Origin of the sequence: Vibrio tasmaniensis (assembly GCF_024347635.1) — a bacterium.
Taxonomy (GTDB): domain Bacteria; phylum Pseudomonadota; class Gammaproteobacteria; order Enterobacterales; family Vibrionaceae; genus Vibrio; species Vibrio tasmaniensis.
The window spans coordinates 260,730-281,361 of the sequence record NZ_AP025511.1; the positions used below are offsets into that span (position 1 = coordinate 260,730).

Sequence of the window (20,632 nt, forward strand, 5' to 3'; positions counted from 1 at the left end):
TGTTAAAGCTAGAAGCCTTATCAAAGGCACCTATATCCATAAATTCATTTAGGTTGTTAGCACACACTCTTAACTTGGTATGTACCAGATTTCGAGTATTAAGCTAACTGGCTTTTATGACGATTAAATGAACAAAAAATGGCAGTTTAAAGATCGGAGGATATCTCAAGACAAGTGGCCAGTTTTAAATATGAAGCTTTTGTGAAATGACGTTTGGGCTATTTACGACCGTTTAAATTGGTTGTTAAAGTAACCGCAAATATTGGTATAGTCCAAAAAAACAAATCACGAGAATTAAACATGAGAAACGAATACTTACTGCTGACGCCGGGTCCTCTATCTACTTCTGAAACCGTTCGCCAAGCGATGCTAAAAGACTGGTGTACTTGGGATGATGAATACAACAAAGACGTTGTTGAAGTGATCCGCAGCAAGCTAGTGTCTTTGGCAACTAAACAGGCGGGATATACAAGCGTACTAATGCAAGGCAGCGGCACCGCTTCAGTTGAAGCAACAATTGGTAGTGTTATCTCTAACAGCGGTAAGCTTCTTGTGGTTGATAACGGTGCGTATGGTGCTCGTATTGCTCAAATCGCAGAATATTTAAACATTCCATGCCATGTCGTTTCCCCAGGTGAAACATCACAGCCTGACTTGAACGAAATGGAAACGGCATTGGCCATGGATTCAGACATTACTCACGTGGCGATTGTCCACTGTGAAACCACCACTGGCATGCTGAATCCAATTGAAGACATTGCCAAATTGGCAAAGCAGCACAACAAAACCGTCATTCTTGATGCTATGTCGAGTTTTGGTGGCATTCCTATGGATATTGCTGACTTAGGCATCGACTACATGATCAGCTCGGCAAACAAATGCATTCAAGGCGTACCCGGGTTCGGCTTTGTTATTGCTAAGCAATCAGAACTGGAAAAGTGCAAAGGCCAAGCTCGCTCATTAAGCCTTGACCTGTTTGACCAATGGCACTGCATGGAAAGCAACCAAGGTAAATGGCGCTTCACCTCTCCGACTCATACAGTGCGCGCTTTCTACCAAGCTCTACTTGAATTGGAGCAAGAAGGCGGTATCGAAGCTCGTCATAATCGCTACCAAACCAACCAAACCACACTGGTTGCCGGCATGCGCTCTCTCGGTTTTGAACCGTTACTCAATGATGATCTTCACTCACCTATCATCACCTCTTTCTATTCTCCAACTCATAGTGATTACCAATTCAAGGAATTCTATGACCGTTTGAAAGAACAAGGGTTTGTGATTTACCCAGGTAAGGTTTCAAACGCAGACTGCTTTCGAATCGGTAACATCGGTGAAGTTTACCCGTCAGACATTGAAGCTCTCATTAGCTCAGTAAAAAACGCTATGTACTGGGACATCAAATAATGACGACGACCAATCAAGAGCCGATTCTAAAGGCCACACACTTTCGAAGCGAAGGCGATGTGAACACCACGCCAGCACGCGAAAAATGGAACGAATCGCTAAACGATGATGCGACTCAAGCGATGTTAAAACGTGATTCTGACGTGTTTCTTCATCAAGCCATGTCAACGCCTTGCCTAGACACACTTGAAGCTGCTGAAGGCATCTACATTCAAGATGCGACGGGCAAGAAGTACATGGACTTTCACGGCAACAACGTTCATCAACTAGGTTATGGCCACCCACACATCATCAATAAAGTGACTCAGCAAATGAAGTCATTGCCGTTTTCACCGCGTCGCTTCACCAATGAAACTGCCGTTCAGTGCGCGGAAAAACTCACCCAGATCTGCGGTGGTGATTTGAATCGCGTGTTGTTTGCTCCGGGTGGTACATCGGTGATCGGCATGGCACTCAAACTTGCTCGACATGTCACCAACAATTTCAAAGTAGTGTCATTATGGGATTCCTTCCATGGTGCGTCACTCGATGCAATTTCAGTGGGTGGCGAAGCTTGTTTCCGCGAAGGCATGGGGCCATTAATGGCTGGCGTAGAACGTATTCCACCAGCGGTTTCCTATCGTGGTGCTTTTCCGTTTAATGACTCTTTTTCGCTTCGCGATAGTTTTCCGTTAAGTGAGTGTAGCTCAGGCGATGCGAACGAGACCGCATGTGATGTGCACTACGCTGATTACCTTGAGTACGTGATTGAAAAAGAAGGTGGCATTGGTGCCTTCATTGCGGAAGCAGTGCGTAACACAGACGTTCAAGTACCAAGCAAAGCTTATTGGAAGCGCATCCGTGAGATCTGCGATAAGCACAACGTCATGTTGATCATCGACGACATCCCAAATGGCATGGGTCGTAGCGGTGAATGGTTCACACACCAAGCGTTTGATATCGAGCCTGACATCCTTTGTATCGGTAAAGGTTTTGGCGGCGGCTTAGTTCCAATTGCGGCCATGGTTACCAAAGACGAATACAACACGGCAGCGCAAGTATCACTTGGACACTATACCCATGAGAAAAGCCCTATTGGCTGTGCGGCAGCACTCGCAACCATGGAAGTGATTGAGCAAGAAAACCTACTTGAAAAAGTGCAAGCAGACAGCGTATTCGTTCGTGAACAACTGCTTAAAATGAAAGAGAAATACCCAGTCATTGGCGACGTTCGCGGCATCGGGCTGCTTTGGGGCGTTGAGTTGGTCACCGATCATATAACCAAAACCCGAGCTTTCGATGAAGCGGAAGCGGTGCTTTATCAATGCCTGAACGATGGCCTGAGCTTTAAGGTGTCACAAGGTAACGTGATTCAATTAAGCCCACCATTGATCATCAGCCGCAGCGAACTAGAAGTCGCTCTGTCTGTCTTCGAAAAAGCGATAGCCAAAGTCTGCAAAGATTTTGAATACCTTTAGTTCATTCTCTAAATCAACATTTAAACCAATAACCTAAAACAATCATTCGTCCTTCCAATAACTTGAACTGGGAGTGACACAGAAATAGGACACTATTATGAACACGACATCACCTATCCAAGCGGTTATCTTCGACTGGGCTGGCACTATCGTTGATTTCGGCTCGTTTGCTCCAACCAGTATTTTTGTAGAAGCGTTCAAGCAAGGTTTCGACTTTGATATCGACCTAGCAGAAGCGCGTGAACCTATGGGTATCGGCAAATGGGAGCACATCCAAGCGGTTGGTCGAATTCCAGCTGTTGACGCTCGTTGGAATGCTCAGTTCGGACGCTCAATGACAAGTGAAGACGTTGATGCGATCTACGCGGCATTCATGCCTCTTCAAAAAGCGAAAGTAACCGACCACGCAGCGCCAATTTTAAACGCGATTGAAGTGGTGAATAACTTAAAAGAGAAGAACGTGAAGATAGGCTCTTGTTCAGGTTACCCACGAGAGGTGATGGATGTGCTAATTCCAGCCGCAGCAGATTACGGTTACCTTCCTGACAACATAGTAGCGACTGATGACTTACCTCAAGGCGGTCGCCCCGCTCCATTCATGGCGCTTAAAAACGTAATCGACCTTGGCGTAACCAGCGTTGCTGCTTGTGTAAAAGTGGATGACGCAGCACCAGGGATCGATGAAGGCCACAACGCAGGCATGTGGACAGTTGGACTTGTATTATCGGGGAACGAAGCAGGCTTAACGTATCAAGAATATTTAGATGCAGACGAGACAACACTTGCAGCTGCACGTGAAAAAGCGAGCGTGAAACTAAACAAATCAAACCCACACTACCTAATCGATACCATTGCAGATCTACCAGGTGTTATTGCGAACATTGAAAAACGTTTGTTAGCAGGTGAGCGCCCTTAACAGCTTAACCTCCGCTCCCCCCTACAACTCAGGCTATGTAGCCAAACATTCAGTACACATGAAAATGAAACCTCATATCACCTAAAAATGATACGAGGTTTCTTCGTTTCCAAGATTTGAGACAACAATTTTTCAACAAAAAAGTTATAAATAGCGCCTTAACAACTATAAACCCTAACAATCCGATTGACTCTCATACGCAATCAGACTAACAATATATTAGTAGTGTCTTAAAAGCTCTACCTGAATCAACGCCTTGATTTGCTTACGGTCGCAGTGTCTTAGCCAGTAAGTTATCGCTTTATAGGCCAACTTCAGATAACAATAAAATTAATCCAAGGATAAGATTATGAAAAAACTTTCTAAAATCATGTGTGCTGTTGTCGCTGCTTCGGGCTTAGCGGCAGCTCCTTCTATTGCTGCCACCACTTATGTTGGCGCAAAAGTTGGCATGGGCTGGCTAGATAGCGCCTGTGTCGATGGGGTTAAATGTGATGATGATGCGATTGGCGCTGGGATATACTCGGGTTACAACTTTACTGACAGACTAGGTATTGAGTTAAGTTCTGACTTCTTAGGTGACTACAATACAAGCTTTACCAAAAATGGCGTTACAAGTGACTTTAGCGACCCTATCATCGCTATATCACTAACACCAATGTACCGTCTACCAGTACAACAAGAGTTCGACGTATTCTTCAAAGCAGGTCCTGCTTACATTTCACATGGCGGTGAAACAGACGTTGTTCTTTCAGCAGGTATCGGTTTAGAGAAGCAGTTTTCTTCAGATTGGGCTGTTCGTGTTGAGTACCAATACTTCGATGATTTCGATGACAACTATGTTCAAGACTTAAACTCTAACTTTGTTACCGTTGGCCTTAGCTACAATTTCGGTACAGGTAACACAACGGCTTCAGCAGCTGCCGCTTCAGCAGCCGTTGTAACACAAGCTCCTGCTGAGCCAATCGCCGAACCAGAAGTCGTTGTTGTTGAAGAAGAAGTTGTAGTTACTAAAGCGAAAACTGAAAGCTTCTCTCAAGGTATGTTTGAGACAAATAGCACTGAATTATCTTCAGACGGCAAAACTGCATTAATGCCATTAGTTGAAGTGCTGCAAGCTCACCCTCAATCATCAGTTAACGTTGTTGGTCACACTGACTCAACAGGTGCGGCAGAGTACAACATGATGATCTCTAAGAAGCGTGCAGCTGCTGTAGCCGCATACATCGAAGAGCAAGGTATCTCTGCAGACCGTATTTCAGCATCTGGTGAAGGTGAAGAGAACCCAGTAGCATCAAACGCTACAGCTGAAGGTCGTGCTCAAAACCGCCGCGTTGAAGCAACGATCCCAAGCTTCGAATACCAAGAAAAAGCGCAAATGGAAGAAGTTATCGTAGAAACTGCTCAATAATAGCACTCTACCTTAATTAAAATAATAAGGGCGGAGCACTTTCAAGTGCTCCGCCCTTTTCTTAATCTGGCTCTACCCATACGCTGTAAGCCGTAAGCCGTAAGCCGTAAGCCGTAAAAATCAGTCTACCGCCAAGCTGTACAATCAGAGACTAGACTATTTCCCAGCTGTGGGTCATCTCTACTCCAGCACCTAGCATTAGACATACTGAACAGTACTTTTCTAATGAATCTGCGCATACCTTAGCGACAAGCTCAGGGTCAAGATTATCACCAGACACTTCAAAGTGAATATTAATCACAGTAAAGATCTTTGGTGCCGTTTCACGACGTGTCGTTTCAAGCTTTGCATTGCAACCCGTGATGTTCTGGCCTGCAGATTTCAAGCCATCAACCACATCAACAGAGCTACAACCGCCAGCAGCCATTAACACCATTTCCATAGGGCTTGGTGCGGTAGCACCGCCACTGCCATCCATAACGACAGAGTGACCTGATTGAGATTGACCTAGGAATTTAAAGCCTTCGACCCATTTAACTTCTGCTTGCATGTTGTTCCTTAGATGTACGGAAACCGCCATCATTATCTATTATATCAATAATGGACACCCTACTACTGGCAGCATTTATGAGCAAGATTTTCTGTTTGAGATATTTTTTTCATGAATAGTGTAATTTTTTCCATCTAAACCCTGTCTCTATTCGTACATTCAAAATCGAATGAGAAAACGTCAAGATGAGGTATCTATGAATAAATTATCTAAAATATTGGTATCACTCGTGGTTGCACTACCACTGACTTCGCTATTTGTAAGCCAAACTGGCACTGCCAATACAATGGATAAAGCGATGGATTCAGGTAAAAGTGAAATCGCGACACTGGCTGGTGGTTGTTTTTGGTGTACAGAATCCGACCTAGAAAAACTGACCGGTGTCACCGACGTTATCTCTGGTTATTCCGGTGGTGAATTAGAAAACCCAACCTACAAACAAGTCTCATCAGGCAAGTCTGGACACATCGAAGTGATCAATGTGACTTATAACCCTGAAGTGGTTAGCTACGAGCAAGTGCTTGATCAATTCTTCAGACACATCGATCCAACCGATGACAAAGGCTCATTCGTAGATAGAGGCCCTCAATATCGACCTGCTATTTTCTATCATAACCAAGAGCAAAAAGACGTCGCTCAGAGCTTCATGATGGAAATCGACAAAGCTCAGATCTTTGGGGAGCCACTAAAAACAGAACTGATTGAATTTGAAAAATTTTGGCCAGCGGAAGACTATCACCAAGATTATTACAAAAAGAGCAAAGTTCGTTATAACTACTACCGCTACGCTTCTGGTCGTGATCAGTACCTAGATAAAATTTTCGGTGATGATAGAAAAGAAAACCCACAAACACTCCGCCAAATCATCGATGGCAAAAATACGACAGCTAATGCTAAAACATACACCAAACCGTCTGATGCAGAGATCAAAGCATCTCTAACTTCACTGCAATACGATGTCACACAAGACGACGCAACAGAGCGCCCATTTGACAACAAATACTGGGATAACAAGCAAGAAGGTATTTACGTTGATATCGTAACGGGTGAACCTTTGTTCTCTTCAAAAGACAAATACAAGTCAGGTACAGGTTGGCCGAGCTTTACACAACCAATCAGCGAAGCTTATGTGGTAACAACTACTGACTACAAGCTACTTTACCCAAGAACAGAGGTTCGCAGTAAATTTGGTGACTCTCACCTAGGGCATGTATTTAAAGATGGTCCAAAGCCAACAGGTTTACGCTACTGCATGAATTCAGCCGCTATGCGCTTTATCCCAGCAGATAAATTGGCTGAGGAAGGCTACGAAGAATATATGGAAATGTTCGAAGGCTAAGTGCTAAGAAACTAGTGCTACACCTATGCCAACAAAGCCAGCATATCGCTGGCTTTGTTTTTCTAACACACTAACAAGAACTATAAATCCTAGCCTGTTAGCATTTTTAATCCGTTAACATTATTAGCCCGTCAACACCGTATCTTCTGGGTACTTCAACAAAGAAGGTTCCGGACGAGCTAACATGTACGCCAAAGTGAGAGGACCAATACGTCCGATTACCATCACCACAATCATGATGTATTTACCGGGCTCAGTCAGGTTTGCAGTTAAACCAGCTGTTAAGCCAACCGTTGCAAAGGCTGAGATCACCTCAAACATGACTCGATCAAACGCCGCCTTTTCAGTAAGCATTAACAAAAACATTGCGGTGGTTAATAGCGCGCCACTGACCACAATAATGGCCAATGACTTTGTTACCGCTTGCCAAGTCACGGTGCGCTTAAACATCACGACATGCTTTTTCTGACGCAAGAATGTCCAAGTTGCAACAAACGCAACCGCGAAAGTCGAGACCTTAATACCACCACCAGTGGAAGTGGAACCAGCACCAATCAACATCAGTACTATCATCACTAACAATGCAGGTTGCGTATATTGAGACAAATCCACACTGTTAAAACCAGCAGTACGAGCACTCGCAGATTGGAAAAAGGCCGCCAACCATTGCCCCTGTGTCGACAAACCCTCCATCGTCGCTGAGTTATTCTTCTCCAACAACCAAAACAATAACGTACCAACCAACAATAGCGCTGGTGTCGCTGTTAACATAATCTTGGTATGTAAATGTAGATGTCGAAATCCTTTACGCCAGTTACTCGATAGATCGCCGACGACTGTAAAACCGAGTCCGCCGAAAATGAACAAACCCGCTAAGGTAAAGATCACTAATGGATCATCAACAAAGCTCATCATACTGTCTGAAAATAGCGCAAAGCCTGCGTTATTAAAGGCGGATATCGCATGGAAAAGTGCGTAAAAACTACCAGTCGACCATCCCATTTCAGGCACCCAGCGGAAGCAGAGCAATAAGAAACCGATAAATTCCGCCACCAATGCAAAAATGATGATTTTCTTAACCAACTTCCTGAGGTTGATCTTACGATCTTGCCCGAGAGCCTCCTTCGCCAGTGCTTGCTGTTTTAGACTTAGCCGAACACCAAACATGTAGAGCAGTACCGCAGATAAAGTCATCTGCCCTAACCCACCCACTTGCATCAAGAACATCAATAAGATTTTGCCTGCCAAGGTGAAGTGCTGGCCAGTATCGACAACACCTAAACCTGTCACACTGATCGCCGACGTGGCAGTAAACAGTGCATCCGTAAAGCTTAAACCTGTCACAGAGAACACCGGCATCGTCAGCAAGATTGCTGAAGGGATAAGAACACCTAAGAAACTGGTCAGAATAATCTTAGGTTCAGAGCCTTTGCGTGGCTTGTTATCACTCTTAAGGGTGTAGAAAGTACCTTTTCGCTTTAACGAATTCATACTGTTACCTTATTACCGATTGCCAGTTACCAATTACGCAGCTTTTTAGCTAAGGTATCTTTCGGTCCAGCAATGATCACTACATCCCCGATTTCTAAACTCACATCCAGTTCTGGTGCTTTCGTTAAGTTCGGGCCTCGCTTGAAGCCAAGTACCTCCACACCAACCTCTTTGCACAACTTAAGATCACGAAGTTGCTTACCCAAAAACTTGGATCCAATAACGATTTCTGTCATCGCTAAGCCGCTGCCTAGGTCAATAAATTCAAGAACGCGCCTATCCAACATTTTACGCGCGACACGAATTCCCATGTCTCGCTCGGGCATAATAATGTGGTCAGCACCAATCTTAGAGAGGATCTTGCCGTGGAACTTATCATTCGCCTTAACCCAGACTGCTTTTGCGCCTGACTCTTTAACGACCAAGGTCGTTAGAATGCTTGAGTTAACGTCAGAGCCTATCGACACCATCACCATGTCGTACTCGTCGAGCCTTAACTCTTTAACTGTCTCTTCGCTTGTACAGTTCGCAACAATCGCTTGAGAAACAAAAGCCGCCGCATCTTTCACTCGCTCTTCATCAATATCGACAGCGAGTACCTGTGAGCCTGAACTTTGTAGCTCTTTACAGACAGAGAGACCAAAACGTCCCAAGCCAATAACTGCATATTGTTTGTCACTCATTTATTACTCCACTTACAAAGCTACGTAGCATCGAAAACAAACAACGAAATTGTCTTCATACAAAAAAACGACTATATATCCATATAGAGATACAATTGTCAGCTAATCGCTTGATTTATAAAGGTAGAGAACAAAAGTGATTTCTGCTAATTTCTAACCCACTATTTCTGCGGCAGTACACACAATGAATGAATTCATAACCCAAGTACAAACCTACATTAACCAGAGCCATAGTGATTGGGCAAACAGCGTCCTATTCATCACTATTGCGAGCTTTCTCGCTTGGGTCGCTTGGCGAATTATCCATAATCGCTTAGAAATTCTGGTTCAGAAAACCCCATTCCACTGGGATGACCTACTGCTAGAGGCACTAAAAACACCTGTCAGTACATTACTCTGGTGTTGGCCTGCAACTGTCTCTGTGGGGTTAATCCTTCAAGACCAGTTTGGTAATGAAATTAATTGGTTAAAAACACTTAAGCACATATTAATTATCTGTACCTTCGTTTGGTTTACCTTGCGAATGATCACCAACACTGAAGCGTACGTCTTAGAACAGAAAACCAGAGACGAAACCACAGTGCAAGCTATCGCGAAAGTCGCTCGCTTGTTCTTTATGGTGATGGGCGGCCTGACCATCATGCAGGCGTTTGGGCTTAGTCTTTCCGGCTTACTCACCTTCGGTGGTGTCGGTGGCTTGATCGTCGGTTTGGCAGCCAAAGATCTACTGTCGAATTTCTTTGGTGGCATGATGATTTACTTCGACCGTCCTTTTAAAGTCGGAGATTGGATACGTTCACCAGACCGCCAGATCGAAGGTACCGTCGAGCGTATTGGTTGGCGTATGACCATCATTCGCACTTTTGATAAGCGACCTTTATACGTGCCAAATTCGGTATTCAGTAACATTGTGGTGGAGAACCCATCAAGAATGTTGAACCGCAGAATCAATGAGACTTTTGGGCTGCGTTACCAAGATGCGAACAAACTGGCTCTAATTGTGGATGACGTAAAAGCCATGCTCGAGACGCACCCAGATATTGATGCCAAGCAGACGCTGATCGTTAACTTTGATAAGTTTGGCCCATCAACCCTTAATTTCTTTATCTACACCTTCACCAAAACGGTTAACTGGGTGAGATACCATGAAGTTAAGCAAAATGTCCTGCTGCAAGTGTTGGCGATTATTCATAAGCACAATGCTGATATCGCCTTCCCAACACAAACACTCAAGATCGATCCTCAAGATTTTGGCGAAGCGCAAGGTATGGTCATTTCCAACCCAGAAGGTCATCAATAAGCACGGCTATATTGATGACCGTTTATAGCTTCTCGTTAAGTCGATGAGTTATCGATAAGTAAGTCGGTTATTGATATGTAAGTTCGTTATTGATAAGTAAACTGGTTATCGATAAATAAACAGAGTGAAGCGTGGTAACATGGCGCCAGTATTCAAATACACCTAATTACCACTCTATGATTTTACCTGTGATCCTAGCTGGCGGCTCCGGAAGCCGCCTCTGGCCTTTGTCTCGCGAGCTTTACCCTAAGCAATTTCTCAATATTGCTGGCGAACAATCGATGCTTCAGCAAACACTTCAACGCCTGCAAGGTCTTGAGAAGCACTTAACAGATAGTACCTGCGATGCCCCTCTCATCATCTGTAATGAAGAACACCGCTTTATTGCTGCAGAGCAAGTTCGCGCCGCTAAAGTCCAACACAGTGGAATCCTATTAGAACCTATCGGTAGAAATACAGCCCCAGCTATTGCGCTTGCTGCCCTACAGGCTCTAAGCAAATCAGTGGATAAGAAATCGAACGAATCTGACCCTATCTTATTAGTGTTGGCGGCCGATCATCACATCGCTAAAACCTCTGAATTTCAACAAACAATTAGCCGTGGTGTTGATTACGCAAAACAAGGGAAATTGGTGACATTCGGTATAACCCCGAATGCTCCAGAGACTGGCTATGGCTATATCAAACAAGGCCAGCCACTTCCCTCTAGCCTGCAAATAGAAACCAACGCTACAGAGCAACCAATCCATCGCGCCTACACCATTGAATGCTTCGTAGAAAAGCCCGATAGAGAAACTGCAGAAGCGTACATCCGCTCAGAACAGTACTTATGGAACAGTGGCATGTTCATGTTTAAGGCATCCCGCTACCTTGAAGAACTCTCTCAACACCACCCAGAAATATTAGCGGCTTGTCAGTTAGCTCTTTCAAAGCAAAATATCGACCTCGACTTTATTCGTATTGACGCCGAAGCATTCAAAAGCAGCCCGAGCGATTCCATCGATTACGCTGTGATGGAAAAGACCTCGCACGCCGCAGTGCTCCCAATGGATGTCGGTTGGAATGACATCGGTTCATGGTCTGCTATCTGGGATGTAAGCGCCAAAGATGAGCACAATAACGTCATTGAAGGTGATGTATTAACCGTTGATTCTCAACACAACTATATTCATGCGGAAAATAAGCTGGTTGCAATTGTAGGTGTCGACAATCTGATCATTGTCGAAACCAAAGACGCGATATTAGTTGCGAATAAAGACAAGGTTCAGGGCGTGAAATCGATTGTCAGCCAACTGAATCAAGCCGGTCGCACAGAACACATTCACCACCGAGAAATCTTTAGGCCTTGGGGTAAATACGATGTGGTCGATCTAGGCAAGCGCGACAAGGTAAAGCGTATCACCGTAAAAGCAGGACATAAGCTTTCACTGCAAATGCATCACCATAGAGCAGAACATTGGGTAGTAGTGGCTGGCACCGCGAAAGTGACCAACGATGAGAAAACCTACCTCGTCGAAGAAGATCAATCCACTTACATCCCTTTAGGTCACATACACAGCTTAGAGAACCCTGGCGAGACACCTCTTGAAATGATTGAAGTTCAAACTGGCAGTCACTTAAGTGAAGACGATATCATTCGATATCAAGACAGCTATGGGCGGGATATTCGAAGCGAACAAGCTTCTCCGCCTCAGAACAAAAAATCGGAATAGAAGCGGCGACAATCAAATGAAACCAACATTAGATCTTAGCTGCTTTAAGAACAACGACATTCGCGGCATCATTGGTCGCCAAATCAATGAACCGTTTGCCTATCTGCTTGGAAAGGTGTTTGGTGAATATCTCCTATCACGAAATGCCAAAGGTTCAGATGCATCGGCTCAAGTCGTTATTGGTCGAGACAACCGTGAAACGTCCCTTTCATTACAAGAAGCCATGACCAAAGGCTTAATCGAGTCTGGAATAACCGTCGTTGACCTTGGAATGACTGGCACTGAAGAAGTCTACTTTGCAACTCGTTACCTAAAAGCGATTGGCGGAATCCAAATCACAGCTAGCCATAACCCAATCCATTACAACGGAATGAAATTAGTCGGTGCTAACGCTAGCCCAATCAGCAAGCAGAGTGGGCTGACTGAGATTAAACATCGCCTTGAGGCATTAGCTCACATTGAAACACTAGCTAACATTGAAGCACTAGCTCACATGGAAACGTTAGCTCCAAAGTGTTATGACAATGTGACTCTCTATAACTCACAGAAAAACAAGTATTCGACATCGGCGAATATTCTAGCTCCCTATGTAGACCACCTACTCTCCTATATAACACCGTCTAATCTTTCACCTATGAAGATTGTGGTGAACGCAGGGAACGGTGTCGCAGGGCGTGTCATTGATGCTTTAGAAGCTCGCTTTGCCACGCTCGATATTCCGATCACCTTCATCAAGGTTCACCATACTCCTGACGGAACATTCCCTAACGGCATTCCGAACCCATTAATTAAAGAAAACCAAACCGCCACCAGAGACGCCGTTTTACAAAGCTCGGCCGATCTTGGTATTGCTTGGGATGGAGACTTCGATCGCTGCTTTTTCTTTGACGAGACAGGCAATTACATTGAAGGTTATTACATTGTCGGGTTGCTTGCTGAAGCATTCTTGTTAAAAGAGCCCAACGCCACTGTATTGCACGATATGCGCATGACATGGAATACGATTGAAGTCGCCAACACACATGGTGGAAAAGCCATTGGGATTAAAGCGGGACACGCACTGATCAAAGAGAAGATGCGTGAAACGAATGCTGTCTACGGGGGGGAAATGAGCGCACATCATTATTTTCGTGATTTTGGATATTGCGATTCAGGAATGATTCCTTGGCTACTGGTTATTGAACTGATGTCGAAAACCCAACAGTCTCTTAACCAACTGACCAGCGCAAGTATGAATAGATTCCCCTCGTCCGGAGAGCTTAATCGCAAAGTATCCAACCCAGAGCAAGTCATCGCTTCTGTGCTAGCACACTATCGCGATAATGCCGTAGACATCGATTATATGGATGGTATCAGTGTGGATATGGGAACATGGCGCTTCAATCTCAGACCATCCAATACAGAGCCATTGATACGCCTTAATGTAGAAACCAAGCAAGACAGAGCTTTGCTTTCGCTTAAAATCGACGAGTTACTGTCTTTTCTCATTTAAAAGTACAAGGCACTTTCCGCTTCCAACTAAGATCCACAAAAAAGCCCTTACTAGCGATTTGCTAATAAGGGCTTTGAATTTTCAGCCGCTTAGTGACTGGCTGTAATAATTAAATTACTTGTTACGACGCGCTTCAACAGCACCTGCAAGTTGACGAAGTACTGTTTCAGTATCTTCCCAACCAATACATGCGTCAGTAACAGATTGACCGTATGTCGCCGCTTTACCGTCAACTAAGTCTTGGCGACCTTCAACTAGGTGAGATTCAATCATCACACCAAAGATTGCTTTATCACCACCAGAGATCTGTGCACTTACGTCATCAGAAACGTTCATTTGGCGTTTGAACTGCTTTGAGCTGTTCGCGTGGCTGAAATCAATCATCACCTTCTGTGGAAGACCTGAAGCTTCTAGCTCTTCTTTAATCTTGCCAACGTGCTCTGCGCTATAGTTTGGCTCTTTACCACCGCGTAAGATGATATGACAATCAGGGTTACCTGCGGTTTCAACGATCGCTGAGTGACCGTATTTAGTTACCGACAAGAAGTGGTGCGAAGCACTTGCAGAGCGAATTGCATCTGTTGCGATCTTGATATTGCCATCCGTACCATTCTTGAAGCCAACTGGGCAAGATAGGCCTGAAGCCAGTTCACGGTGAACTTGAGATTCTGTCGTACGTGCGCCAATTGCGCCCCAGCTGATTAGATCTGCAACGTATTGCGGCGAGATCATATCTAGGAATTCACTCGCCGTAGGCATTCCCATATCAGTTAGGTCAAGCAGTAGCTTACGTCCTAAACGAAGACCGTCATTTAGTTTGAACGTGTCGTTCATGTACGGGTCATTGATTAGGCCTTTCCAGCCAACAGTGGTACGTGGTTTTTCAAAGTAAACACGCATTACGATTTCAAGGTTATCGCCTAGTTCGTCACGTAGCACTTTCAAACGTTTACCGTACTCAAGAGCAGCTTCTGTATCATGAATAGAACATGGGCCAACAATAACAAGTAAGCGATCATCGCTATCTTCTAAAATATTGTGGATCGCTTTGCGGCTTTCAAAGGTTGTAGAAGAAGCAATTTCTGTCGCTGGAAACTTTTCTAAAACAGCAACAGGGGGTAATAACTCTTTTACTTTGGTAATTCTTACATCATCAGTCTGGAACATTGCTTACTTCTTCCTATTTTCTATCCTTGAGGCTGAATGCACGTTATCTCACGTCACTTTACATCAGCATTTATCTTCTTGTTCCCTGTAACTTAACGAGTAAAAACCACAGTTTCAATCACTAATTAAAAAAAAAGGCAATTTATTTTATGTTTTATATTTAAAACACCCCGTATAACATTGTTTACACGCCATCGATTGCGCAGTTATCAGGTAAGGTAAGAACACCTAGCTTCAAACTCGGTGACTTCTAGTTAGGGGTGGTATGTGGAGAATTACACAGGCGAAACAGGAGGGGATATGACGACGAAAGAAGCAGAAAATGGCTAACTGGTTGATAAGATTACTATCGAAATCTTATCTTGGCCTCGCTCGTCTTGAGAAGAACCTCAAAGCGATGTGCCCTTCAAATGCAATCGTACAATTTACTAAATAAAGTGGCTTCGGGCTTGTTCAACACTCGGGATTTAGTGTTGGCTGTGCAACATCTTAATCTTTATTCGTTATATTCACTCTTACGTCTAAGTGAATAATTTACCGACTGTTTTCATCGGAATGAACATTCTTACACGACCATTGATTTCACAAAGAACCTCGAAACCATATTTTGCGTAGAATGACTCAGCTTGTTCAGTTAAACAATCGACAACAATGGCATAAGCTCTCATGTGAGAGTTAATTTCCCAAAGATATTCGAGAGCTTTGATTAAGCTAACTTTACCTAACCCACTTCCATGAAATTCTTTATGAACTGCTAGTTGAGCTAAAAGGAAAACAGGAATTGGATAGCGTGGTAATTTTTTAGCCATCGCTTGTGGCAACGTATCACGGCTAATTGAACTTGGCGCAATACTATAAAATGAACAAATTGGATATTTTTGATTTGGCAGTGGCACAGAAGCAGGCAAAACCATAGTGCGGCTGATACCTGCTTGCATATGTTTAGCGGCTTGAGTTTGGATAAAGTCATTTAACTCTTTTTCACCGCAGTCAAATGATTCTCTATCGTGTTGTGATTTATCCAATTCTTTGAAAGTTTTAGAATAACTCACTTAAACTCACCACTTTTAGTAAATGCAGCAGCTTCAAGTAATGCTTTATTCGGAGCCTTAGCCTCGTCACAAGCAATCATGAATTGATCAAATACATTTGCTTCAACAGTGATACCTTCATGCTCAGAAATTACCTGAGTTGAATCTTCGTCCATTAGACGAACAACGTATTCAGTTAAGCTTTTTAAACCAAGTAAAGCTGAAGCTTTCTCAGCCTTAGCTTTGATTTCTTCATCCAAGCGAATATCAAGTCTTGCAGTAGCCATAAAACCTCCAATCGTACGGAGTAATTCCGTAACTAAATTGAGTATAAGATTTAGACAACCAAAGTACAACTTGTACAGATCTAATACGGATTTAATTTTTAAGTTTTGTAAATACAACGCCTAACATAAGGTGCACCACGACAAGCTTACCAGCGCACTTCATACTCACAGCCGACAACGAAACTTGAACCCACACCTGCACATTGTTGTGGCAGCAGGCCAATACGATGCATCAAGGCAAGCGTGGCACAAAGGCAACAAGCATTACCTTTTTAACGCGTTTGCTTTGGCCAAAGTCTGGCGGGCAAGAATGCTAGAGGCCATCAATCAACAACCAACCTTGTGGCTGCCGAGTGGCATACCCAAACAATAGGTGGTCGATTGCAGGCAGGTTGGTTACGGTCAGGCTGCACTCAGCTATTTATCTCGCGACCTCTATCGTGGTGTGTTGGAGTAAGCCGCCCCACCTAGCTGAAAGGTATCGAAAATAATGTGAATGGCATTAACGAAATCAGAGGAGATGTGACGACGAGAGAAGCGGAAAATGGCTTAGGGCTTGTTCAACACTCGGGATTTAGTGCTGGCTGCGCAACATCTTAGCCCTTGTTTGTTATAGCTCAGCGATGTGCGAAAGAGTTTCCGGATGACGCTGAACCAATTTTAGAAGGGTCACAGCTTGTCCATTTGGTGCGCTACGCCCTTGTTCCCAGTTTTCTAATGTTCGGGATGATGTATGCAGTAAACGCGCAAACACACCACGCGACATATTAAACTGTTCACGGATACTCACGATCTCATTAGGTGAAATATCTAACTCACTGATATCGTTAACTTGATGAGTTTTAAGAGTGAATTTACCCTCTGAATGCTCTTTAGCCTCAACAAGAGCAGAACTTAACTCTGCAAATAGATCACGATTGCTCATTACGCCACGCCTCCATAAAAACCTTTAATTGTTTCTTTTGATCTGCAGTTAAATCAGACATTTCATTCTTGCCATAAATTGTCAGCAAGTAGAAGCGACGCTTTTCATCGAGGAAGTAATAGAGAACACGAGAGCCGCCTCGCTTGCCCTTACCTTTACTTGCAACTCGAATCTTTCGCAAACCACCTGTACCTTGAATCACGTCCCCCTGTTTCGGGTTAGACATTAACTCAGCTTGAAAAAGCCTAAACTCATCATCGCTGAGATATTCATTACGGTACTTTTCAAATATGGTCGATTCAACAAATACACTTTTCATATGCAGAGTATACGCAAGTAACGTACACATAGCAAAACTATACGTGATTAACGTAGTTATGACTTTTCGAAAGGTGAATCTGACCTGAGCTATAATGCCTGCATACTCACAGTCGACAACGAAACTTGCACTCACTTCTGCACTGAGCTATTTGCGCGATACCTCTATCGCGGTGCGTTGGAGTGAGCCGGCCCATGTAGCCGAAAGGCATCAATAATAAGGATAATGGCATTGATGAAATCAAAGGAGATGTGACGACGAAAGAAACGAAAAATGGCTAACTGGTTGATAAAATTGCTATCGCAACCTTATCTTGACCTCGCTCGCCTTGAGAAAAGCCTCAAAGCGATGTGCCCTTCAAGTTCAATCGTACAATTTACTTAATAAAGTGGCTTCGGGCTTGTTCAACACTCGGGATTTAGTGTTGGCTGCGCAACACCTTAATCCTTATTTGTTAGAATTATTGACCACCTGTCTCATCTTCCTGTTCTGCACAGTAGTCTAAATAAAAATGATAGTCATCAATTTCAGAGTCATATTTTACAACTGACACTTCTGAAGCAGATATTGGGACATACTTAACATCATCTGGAATGTTAGAGCAGATACCCTTGTCATTCTCATGATAATTATCATGTAATATCGCTTTAAAAAACTTATCATTAAGCATAGATGACTCTAATATTGAAGCGATAATAAGTAATGGGGCAACTAGCATAATCACAGAAATAAAAACAACTGGTTTATTCTTAATCTTATTGCCACTTAATTTATTACCTATAAAGAAAACAAGTGGAAATACAACTTCTATTACAAGTGCCAACAGAATTGGACCAAATATTGCCATAAGAATAAAAGATATTGCAATGACATAGTTATTCAATGCAGAAGCTGGGGCTAATGTAATTTCCTCCAACATTAGCCCAGCATATAGAATTGTTCCTGAAACTGCCACAGATGTAACTACTAAATATATTACCTTTAAAGTTAACGATTTTTTAACTACCGAGATTAAATCATCATACTTATTCCAATAGTATTCAACTAACATCAAATTTAAAAAACCTGCAACACCTAAGCTTATAACCATTGGATATGCATCACCCAACCACGCGTTTAAGCTGGCATAGCAATAATAGGCTAGAGTATGAAGCAAGTAGAGGGATTCATATACCTCTCGACTCAATCGGTTTCCATCTTTAGTTTGGTTTGCATGATATCCAAGCAAAACTACATATAAAATAAATAAAAAAACAATATGTTGCATTTATACCTCTGACAATTCTAACGATTTTAATATCGTGCAAGCACGAATTCACCCAGCCAATATATCCCAAAGATTGCTCATAACCAACTGAATGCTATGCATTTATATAAGAGTGAGTCTAAACACTCAGTGTCAAAACGTGCAAGCACACATTGCCTCCGATGTAACGCTCGTTAAATCCGTGCTCACTCAGAGTTAAAAGCCACTCTTCTTTAGGCCATGATTAATTCAATAAGCAATAAACTGTCTGTGTAGTGGTCGCTTAGGGGAAGGTAAAGCTAGTCGATTCTGACTCGTCATTAATGAACATGTGGAGTCTAAAAGTAATAATAGATTCGGGAGCTTTGAGGGAGGTGTTGGGGGGAATATTAAAGTTACGGTGACTCTGGTTCATAAACATTCAAAAGGCAAGATTCAGTTTTTGCCTTTGAATGTTCCTCAGAAAATCACCACTACTCGTCATTTATGTGTATGGGTTTTAGTTTAGAACTGTGGGGGGGGGACGGACTGGGGCTACTTAAGGCTAATAGTCATATTTAAGCGGTTGCACCACAGAATCTAAGCCCTCAATCTTGAGAGCTAAACATAACTGCATTAAGTCGCCCAACTCACCTTGCGGGAAGCCCTTTTTATCAAACCACAGCAAGTATTCTTCAGGCAGGTCAATCAAGGTGCGGCCAGCGTATTTGCCAAAAGGCATTTGCATTCTGGCTAGCTTAATCAGGTTCTCTTTCTCTAGCATTACAAGCTCTTTCTAGACGTCGTCGATGTTCTGTAGAGTATCACCTAAACGTTCAACCCAATAGTTGATCGCATCTTTGGCATCATCTAACGAATCAATCATTGTAGAAAAGTCTTTATTACCCGCTTCGCGGTCGATGGCCGCAAACAACGGAGTGCCGTCTTGCGCATCACTGACCAATAGCTCAACACTAGCGCTCCCAACGTTGGTGTGCTCGCCTGTCGTCACCTTAGATATAGTCGACATCGCAAGACCAAACGGAAGAACACTGCTTGTCACGGCTAAGATCGGGTTGGGCGTTTCTACGTTACTTAAGGCAATACTCAAGCGCAGTGTGTTCCCTGTTGGTTCATCGACAATCGTTTTGTGAGGCGATATCTTCGCTTCCAAACGACTCACCATATGATCTGTGAGCTCTTGAATGTCTTCCTGATCTAATGTGCCTTCTTCTGCCAACACAAAGATTTGGTCGATCACCACAGAGTCATAAGCGTCTAACTTGGATTTCAAACGTTGTTCGTCACGCAGCCCTATCCTTGCCCAAACTAAATCAACGCCTCCATCAGGGCCAGGCCGAAAATCTTCATAACTGGTGAATTTAGTAGCGGTTTTAATTGGGCCGCCTGCACAACCAAACAAAAACATGCTGGTTGCAACAAGCAAAAGGACTTTTAAAGGTTTCATAACGCACTTAAGTAAATCAAGGAATTAACTAAGTATGCCATACCCTAAGTGAAAAAGTTGTAGAAAAAGAGGTAAAACTCAGAGCTTGATCTAAAATCAATGGTTCTGAACGGTATGTGCATACTCTACGATCACCTGATTGCCTTCGATATAAGCATTTTGGATCTCACCATCAACACTCATTCTACTTTTCAGATAAACCACTTTAGGCCCGGATTCATTGTCCTCTTTAAGTGAAGGGAGCACATTCCTTGGCTCTAAATGAAGTAGACGACAGAAGTGACTAACGAAAGACATGGTTAATGCTTTCTCCCCTCTTAGCAATCGCGAAAAATCCAACTGGTTCATGCCTAGCTTTTTTGAAAACTCCATCTGCGTAATTCGCATTCGAGATTTTTGTGACATCCACGTTTGGTACAAAGCGTCTCTATCTTGCTCAGTGAATTCCATTACCG

Annotated in this window: 19 protein-coding genes and 3 pseudogenes; 10 read left to right on the forward strand and 12 right to left on the reverse strand. The window is 43.4% G+C overall.

What is annotated here, in order from left to right; translation table 11 throughout:
* Positions 1 to 300 precede the first annotated feature (300 nt).
* The 4 genes from phnW (at position 301) to OCV44_RS15550 (ending at position 5,188) form a co-directional block, all read left to right on the forward strand.
* A complete protein-coding gene (gene phnW, locus OCV44_RS15535; RefSeq protein WP_139684401.1) occupies positions 301 to 1,404 on the forward strand; it encodes a 2-aminoethylphosphonate--pyruvate transaminase in 1,104 nt (367 codons plus the stop codon).
* Entirely contained in the window at positions 1,404 to 2,861 is a 1,458-nt protein-coding gene (locus OCV44_RS15540; protein ID WP_139684400.1) for an aspartate aminotransferase family protein, read from the forward strand. Before phnW ends, OCV44_RS15540 begins: the two co-directional genes overlap by 1 nt.
* Positions 2,862 to 2,958: 97 nt before the next feature.
* Positions 2,959 to 3,777, forward strand: a complete 819-nt coding sequence (gene phnX / locus OCV44_RS15545) for a phosphonoacetaldehyde hydrolase (RefSeq protein WP_139684399.1) — start codon at positions 2,959 to 2,961, stop codon at positions 3,775 to 3,777.
* A gap of 349 nt (positions 3,778 to 4,126) precedes the next feature.
* Positions 4,127 to 5,188 (forward strand): OmpA family protein, encoded by a 1,062-nt coding sequence (locus tag OCV44_RS15550; protein WP_139684398.1) that lies wholly within the window; start codon positions 4,127 to 4,129, stop codon positions 5,186 to 5,188.
* Between the two features lie 151 nt (positions 5,189 to 5,339).
* Here OCV44_RS15550 and OCV44_RS15555 read toward each other — a convergent pair whose 3' ends face one another.
* Positions 5,340 to 5,738, reverse strand: a complete 399-nt coding sequence (locus OCV44_RS15555; protein ID WP_017068628.1) for an OsmC family protein — start codon at positions 5,736 to 5,738, stop codon at positions 5,340 to 5,342.
* Positions 5,739 to 5,934: 196 nt separating this feature from the next.
* Between OCV44_RS15555 and msrB the strand changes: the two genes are divergently transcribed.
* Positions 5,935 to 7,077 carry a peptide-methionine (R)-S-oxide reductase MsrB gene (gene msrB, locus OCV44_RS15560; protein WP_139684397.1) on the forward strand — a complete coding sequence of 381 codons (1,143 nt, stop codon included), beginning with the start codon at positions 5,935 to 5,937 and terminating at the stop codon, positions 7,075 to 7,077.
* A gap of 123 nt (positions 7,078 to 7,200) precedes the next feature.
* Here msrB and OCV44_RS15565 read toward each other — a convergent pair whose 3' ends face one another.
* Together OCV44_RS15565 and OCV44_RS15570 are read right to left on the reverse strand one after the other, a co-directional pair.
* Complete coding sequence (locus OCV44_RS15565; RefSeq protein WP_139684396.1) at positions 7,201 to 8,568, reverse strand: TrkH family potassium uptake protein; 1,368 nt, start codon at positions 8,566 to 8,568, stop codon at positions 7,201 to 7,203.
* Positions 8,569 to 8,594: 26 nt separating this feature from the next.
* Positions 8,595 to 9,251: a potassium channel family protein gene (locus OCV44_RS15570; RefSeq protein ID WP_139684395.1), complete on the reverse strand. Its 657-nt coding sequence runs from the start codon at positions 9,249 to 9,251 to the stop codon at positions 8,595 to 8,597.
* A 184-nt stretch (positions 9,252 to 9,435) separates the two neighbouring features.
* Between OCV44_RS15570 and OCV44_RS15575 the strand changes: the two genes are divergently transcribed.
* From OCV44_RS15575 to OCV44_RS22300, 4 genes and pseudogenes are all read left to right on the forward strand, one after another.
* Positions 9,436 to 10,551, forward strand: coding sequence for a mechanosensitive ion channel family protein (locus OCV44_RS15575; RefSeq protein ID WP_139684394.1), 1,116 nt, complete (start codon positions 9,436 to 9,438; stop codon positions 10,549 to 10,551).
* Positions 10,552 to 10,727: 176 nt separating this feature from the next.
* A complete protein-coding gene (locus OCV44_RS15580; RefSeq protein WP_139684435.1) occupies positions 10,728 to 12,263 on the forward strand; it encodes a mannose-1-phosphate guanylyltransferase/mannose-6-phosphate isomerase in 1,536 nt (511 codons plus the stop codon).
* Between the two features lie 16 nt (positions 12,264 to 12,279).
* Positions 12,280 to 12,702: pseudogene (locus OCV44_RS22295) on the forward strand (phosphomannomutase CpsG); the annotation flags it as partial.
* Positions 12,703 to 12,840: 138 nt separating this feature from the next.
* Positions 12,841 to 13,755, forward strand: a pseudogene (locus OCV44_RS22300) (phosphomannomutase CpsG); the annotation flags it as partial.
* A gap of 114 nt (positions 13,756 to 13,869) precedes the next feature.
* Here the strand turns inward: OCV44_RS22300 and aroG are convergent.
* The 3 genes from aroG to OCV44_RS15600 form a co-directional block, all read right to left on the reverse strand.
* Positions 13,870 to 14,922, reverse strand: a complete 1,053-nt coding sequence (gene aroG, locus OCV44_RS15590; protein WP_139684392.1) for a 3-deoxy-7-phosphoheptulonate synthase AroG — start codon at positions 14,920 to 14,922, stop codon at positions 13,870 to 13,872.
* A 521-nt stretch (positions 14,923 to 15,443) separates the two neighbouring features.
* A complete protein-coding gene (locus OCV44_RS15595) occupies positions 15,444 to 15,974 on the reverse strand; it encodes a GNAT family N-acetyltransferase (RefSeq protein ID WP_139684391.1) in 531 nt (176 codons plus the stop codon).
* Positions 15,971 to 16,240, reverse strand: coding sequence for a type II toxin-antitoxin system TacA family antitoxin (locus OCV44_RS15600; protein ID WP_139684390.1), 270 nt, complete (start codon positions 16,238 to 16,240; stop codon positions 15,971 to 15,973). The genes OCV44_RS15595 and OCV44_RS15600 overlap by 4 nt, the downstream gene beginning before the upstream one ends.
* A 148-nt stretch (positions 16,241 to 16,388) precedes the next feature.
* Here OCV44_RS15600 and OCV44_RS15605 point away from each other — a divergent pair.
* A pseudogene (locus tag OCV44_RS15605) lies at positions 16,389 to 16,691 on the forward strand (transposase); the annotation flags it as partial.
* Positions 16,692 to 16,850: 159 nt separating this feature from the next.
* On the opposite strand, the gene OCV44_RS15610 reads toward OCV44_RS15605, so the two are convergent.
* The 6 genes from OCV44_RS15610 to OCV44_RS15635 form a co-directional block, all read right to left on the reverse strand.
* The gene (locus OCV44_RS15610) at positions 16,851 to 17,165 is read right to left on the reverse strand and encodes a helix-turn-helix domain-containing protein (RefSeq protein ID WP_139684389.1); all 315 of its coding nucleotides are present in this window, start codon (positions 17,163 to 17,165) and stop codon (positions 16,851 to 16,853) included.
* A complete protein-coding gene (locus OCV44_RS15615) occupies positions 17,152 to 17,484 on the reverse strand; it encodes a type II toxin-antitoxin system RelE/ParE family toxin (RefSeq protein ID WP_139684434.1) in 333 nt (110 codons plus the stop codon). The genes OCV44_RS15610 and OCV44_RS15615 overlap by 14 nt, the downstream gene beginning before the upstream one ends.
* Positions 17,485 to 17,944: 460 nt before the next feature.
* A complete protein-coding gene (locus OCV44_RS15620; protein ID WP_139684388.1) occupies positions 17,945 to 18,751 on the reverse strand; it encodes a hypothetical protein in 807 nt (268 codons plus the stop codon).
* A 523-nt stretch (positions 18,752 to 19,274) separates the two neighbouring features.
* On the reverse strand, positions 19,275 to 19,493 hold the full coding sequence (locus OCV44_RS15625) for a DUF3820 family protein (RefSeq protein WP_009845653.1): 219 nt from the start codon (positions 19,491 to 19,493) through the stop codon (positions 19,275 to 19,277).
* Between the two features lie 12 nt (positions 19,494 to 19,505).
* Positions 19,506 to 20,177: a DUF3313 domain-containing protein gene (locus tag OCV44_RS15630; RefSeq protein ID WP_139684387.1), complete on the reverse strand. Its 672-nt coding sequence runs from the start codon at positions 20,175 to 20,177 to the stop codon at positions 19,506 to 19,508.
* 96 nt (positions 20,178 to 20,273) lie between these two features.
* Entirely contained in the window at positions 20,274 to 20,627 is a 354-nt protein-coding gene (locus tag OCV44_RS15635; protein WP_065099595.1) for an L-threonine 3-dehydrogenase, read from the reverse strand.
* Positions 20,628 to 20,632 lie beyond the last annotated feature (5 nt).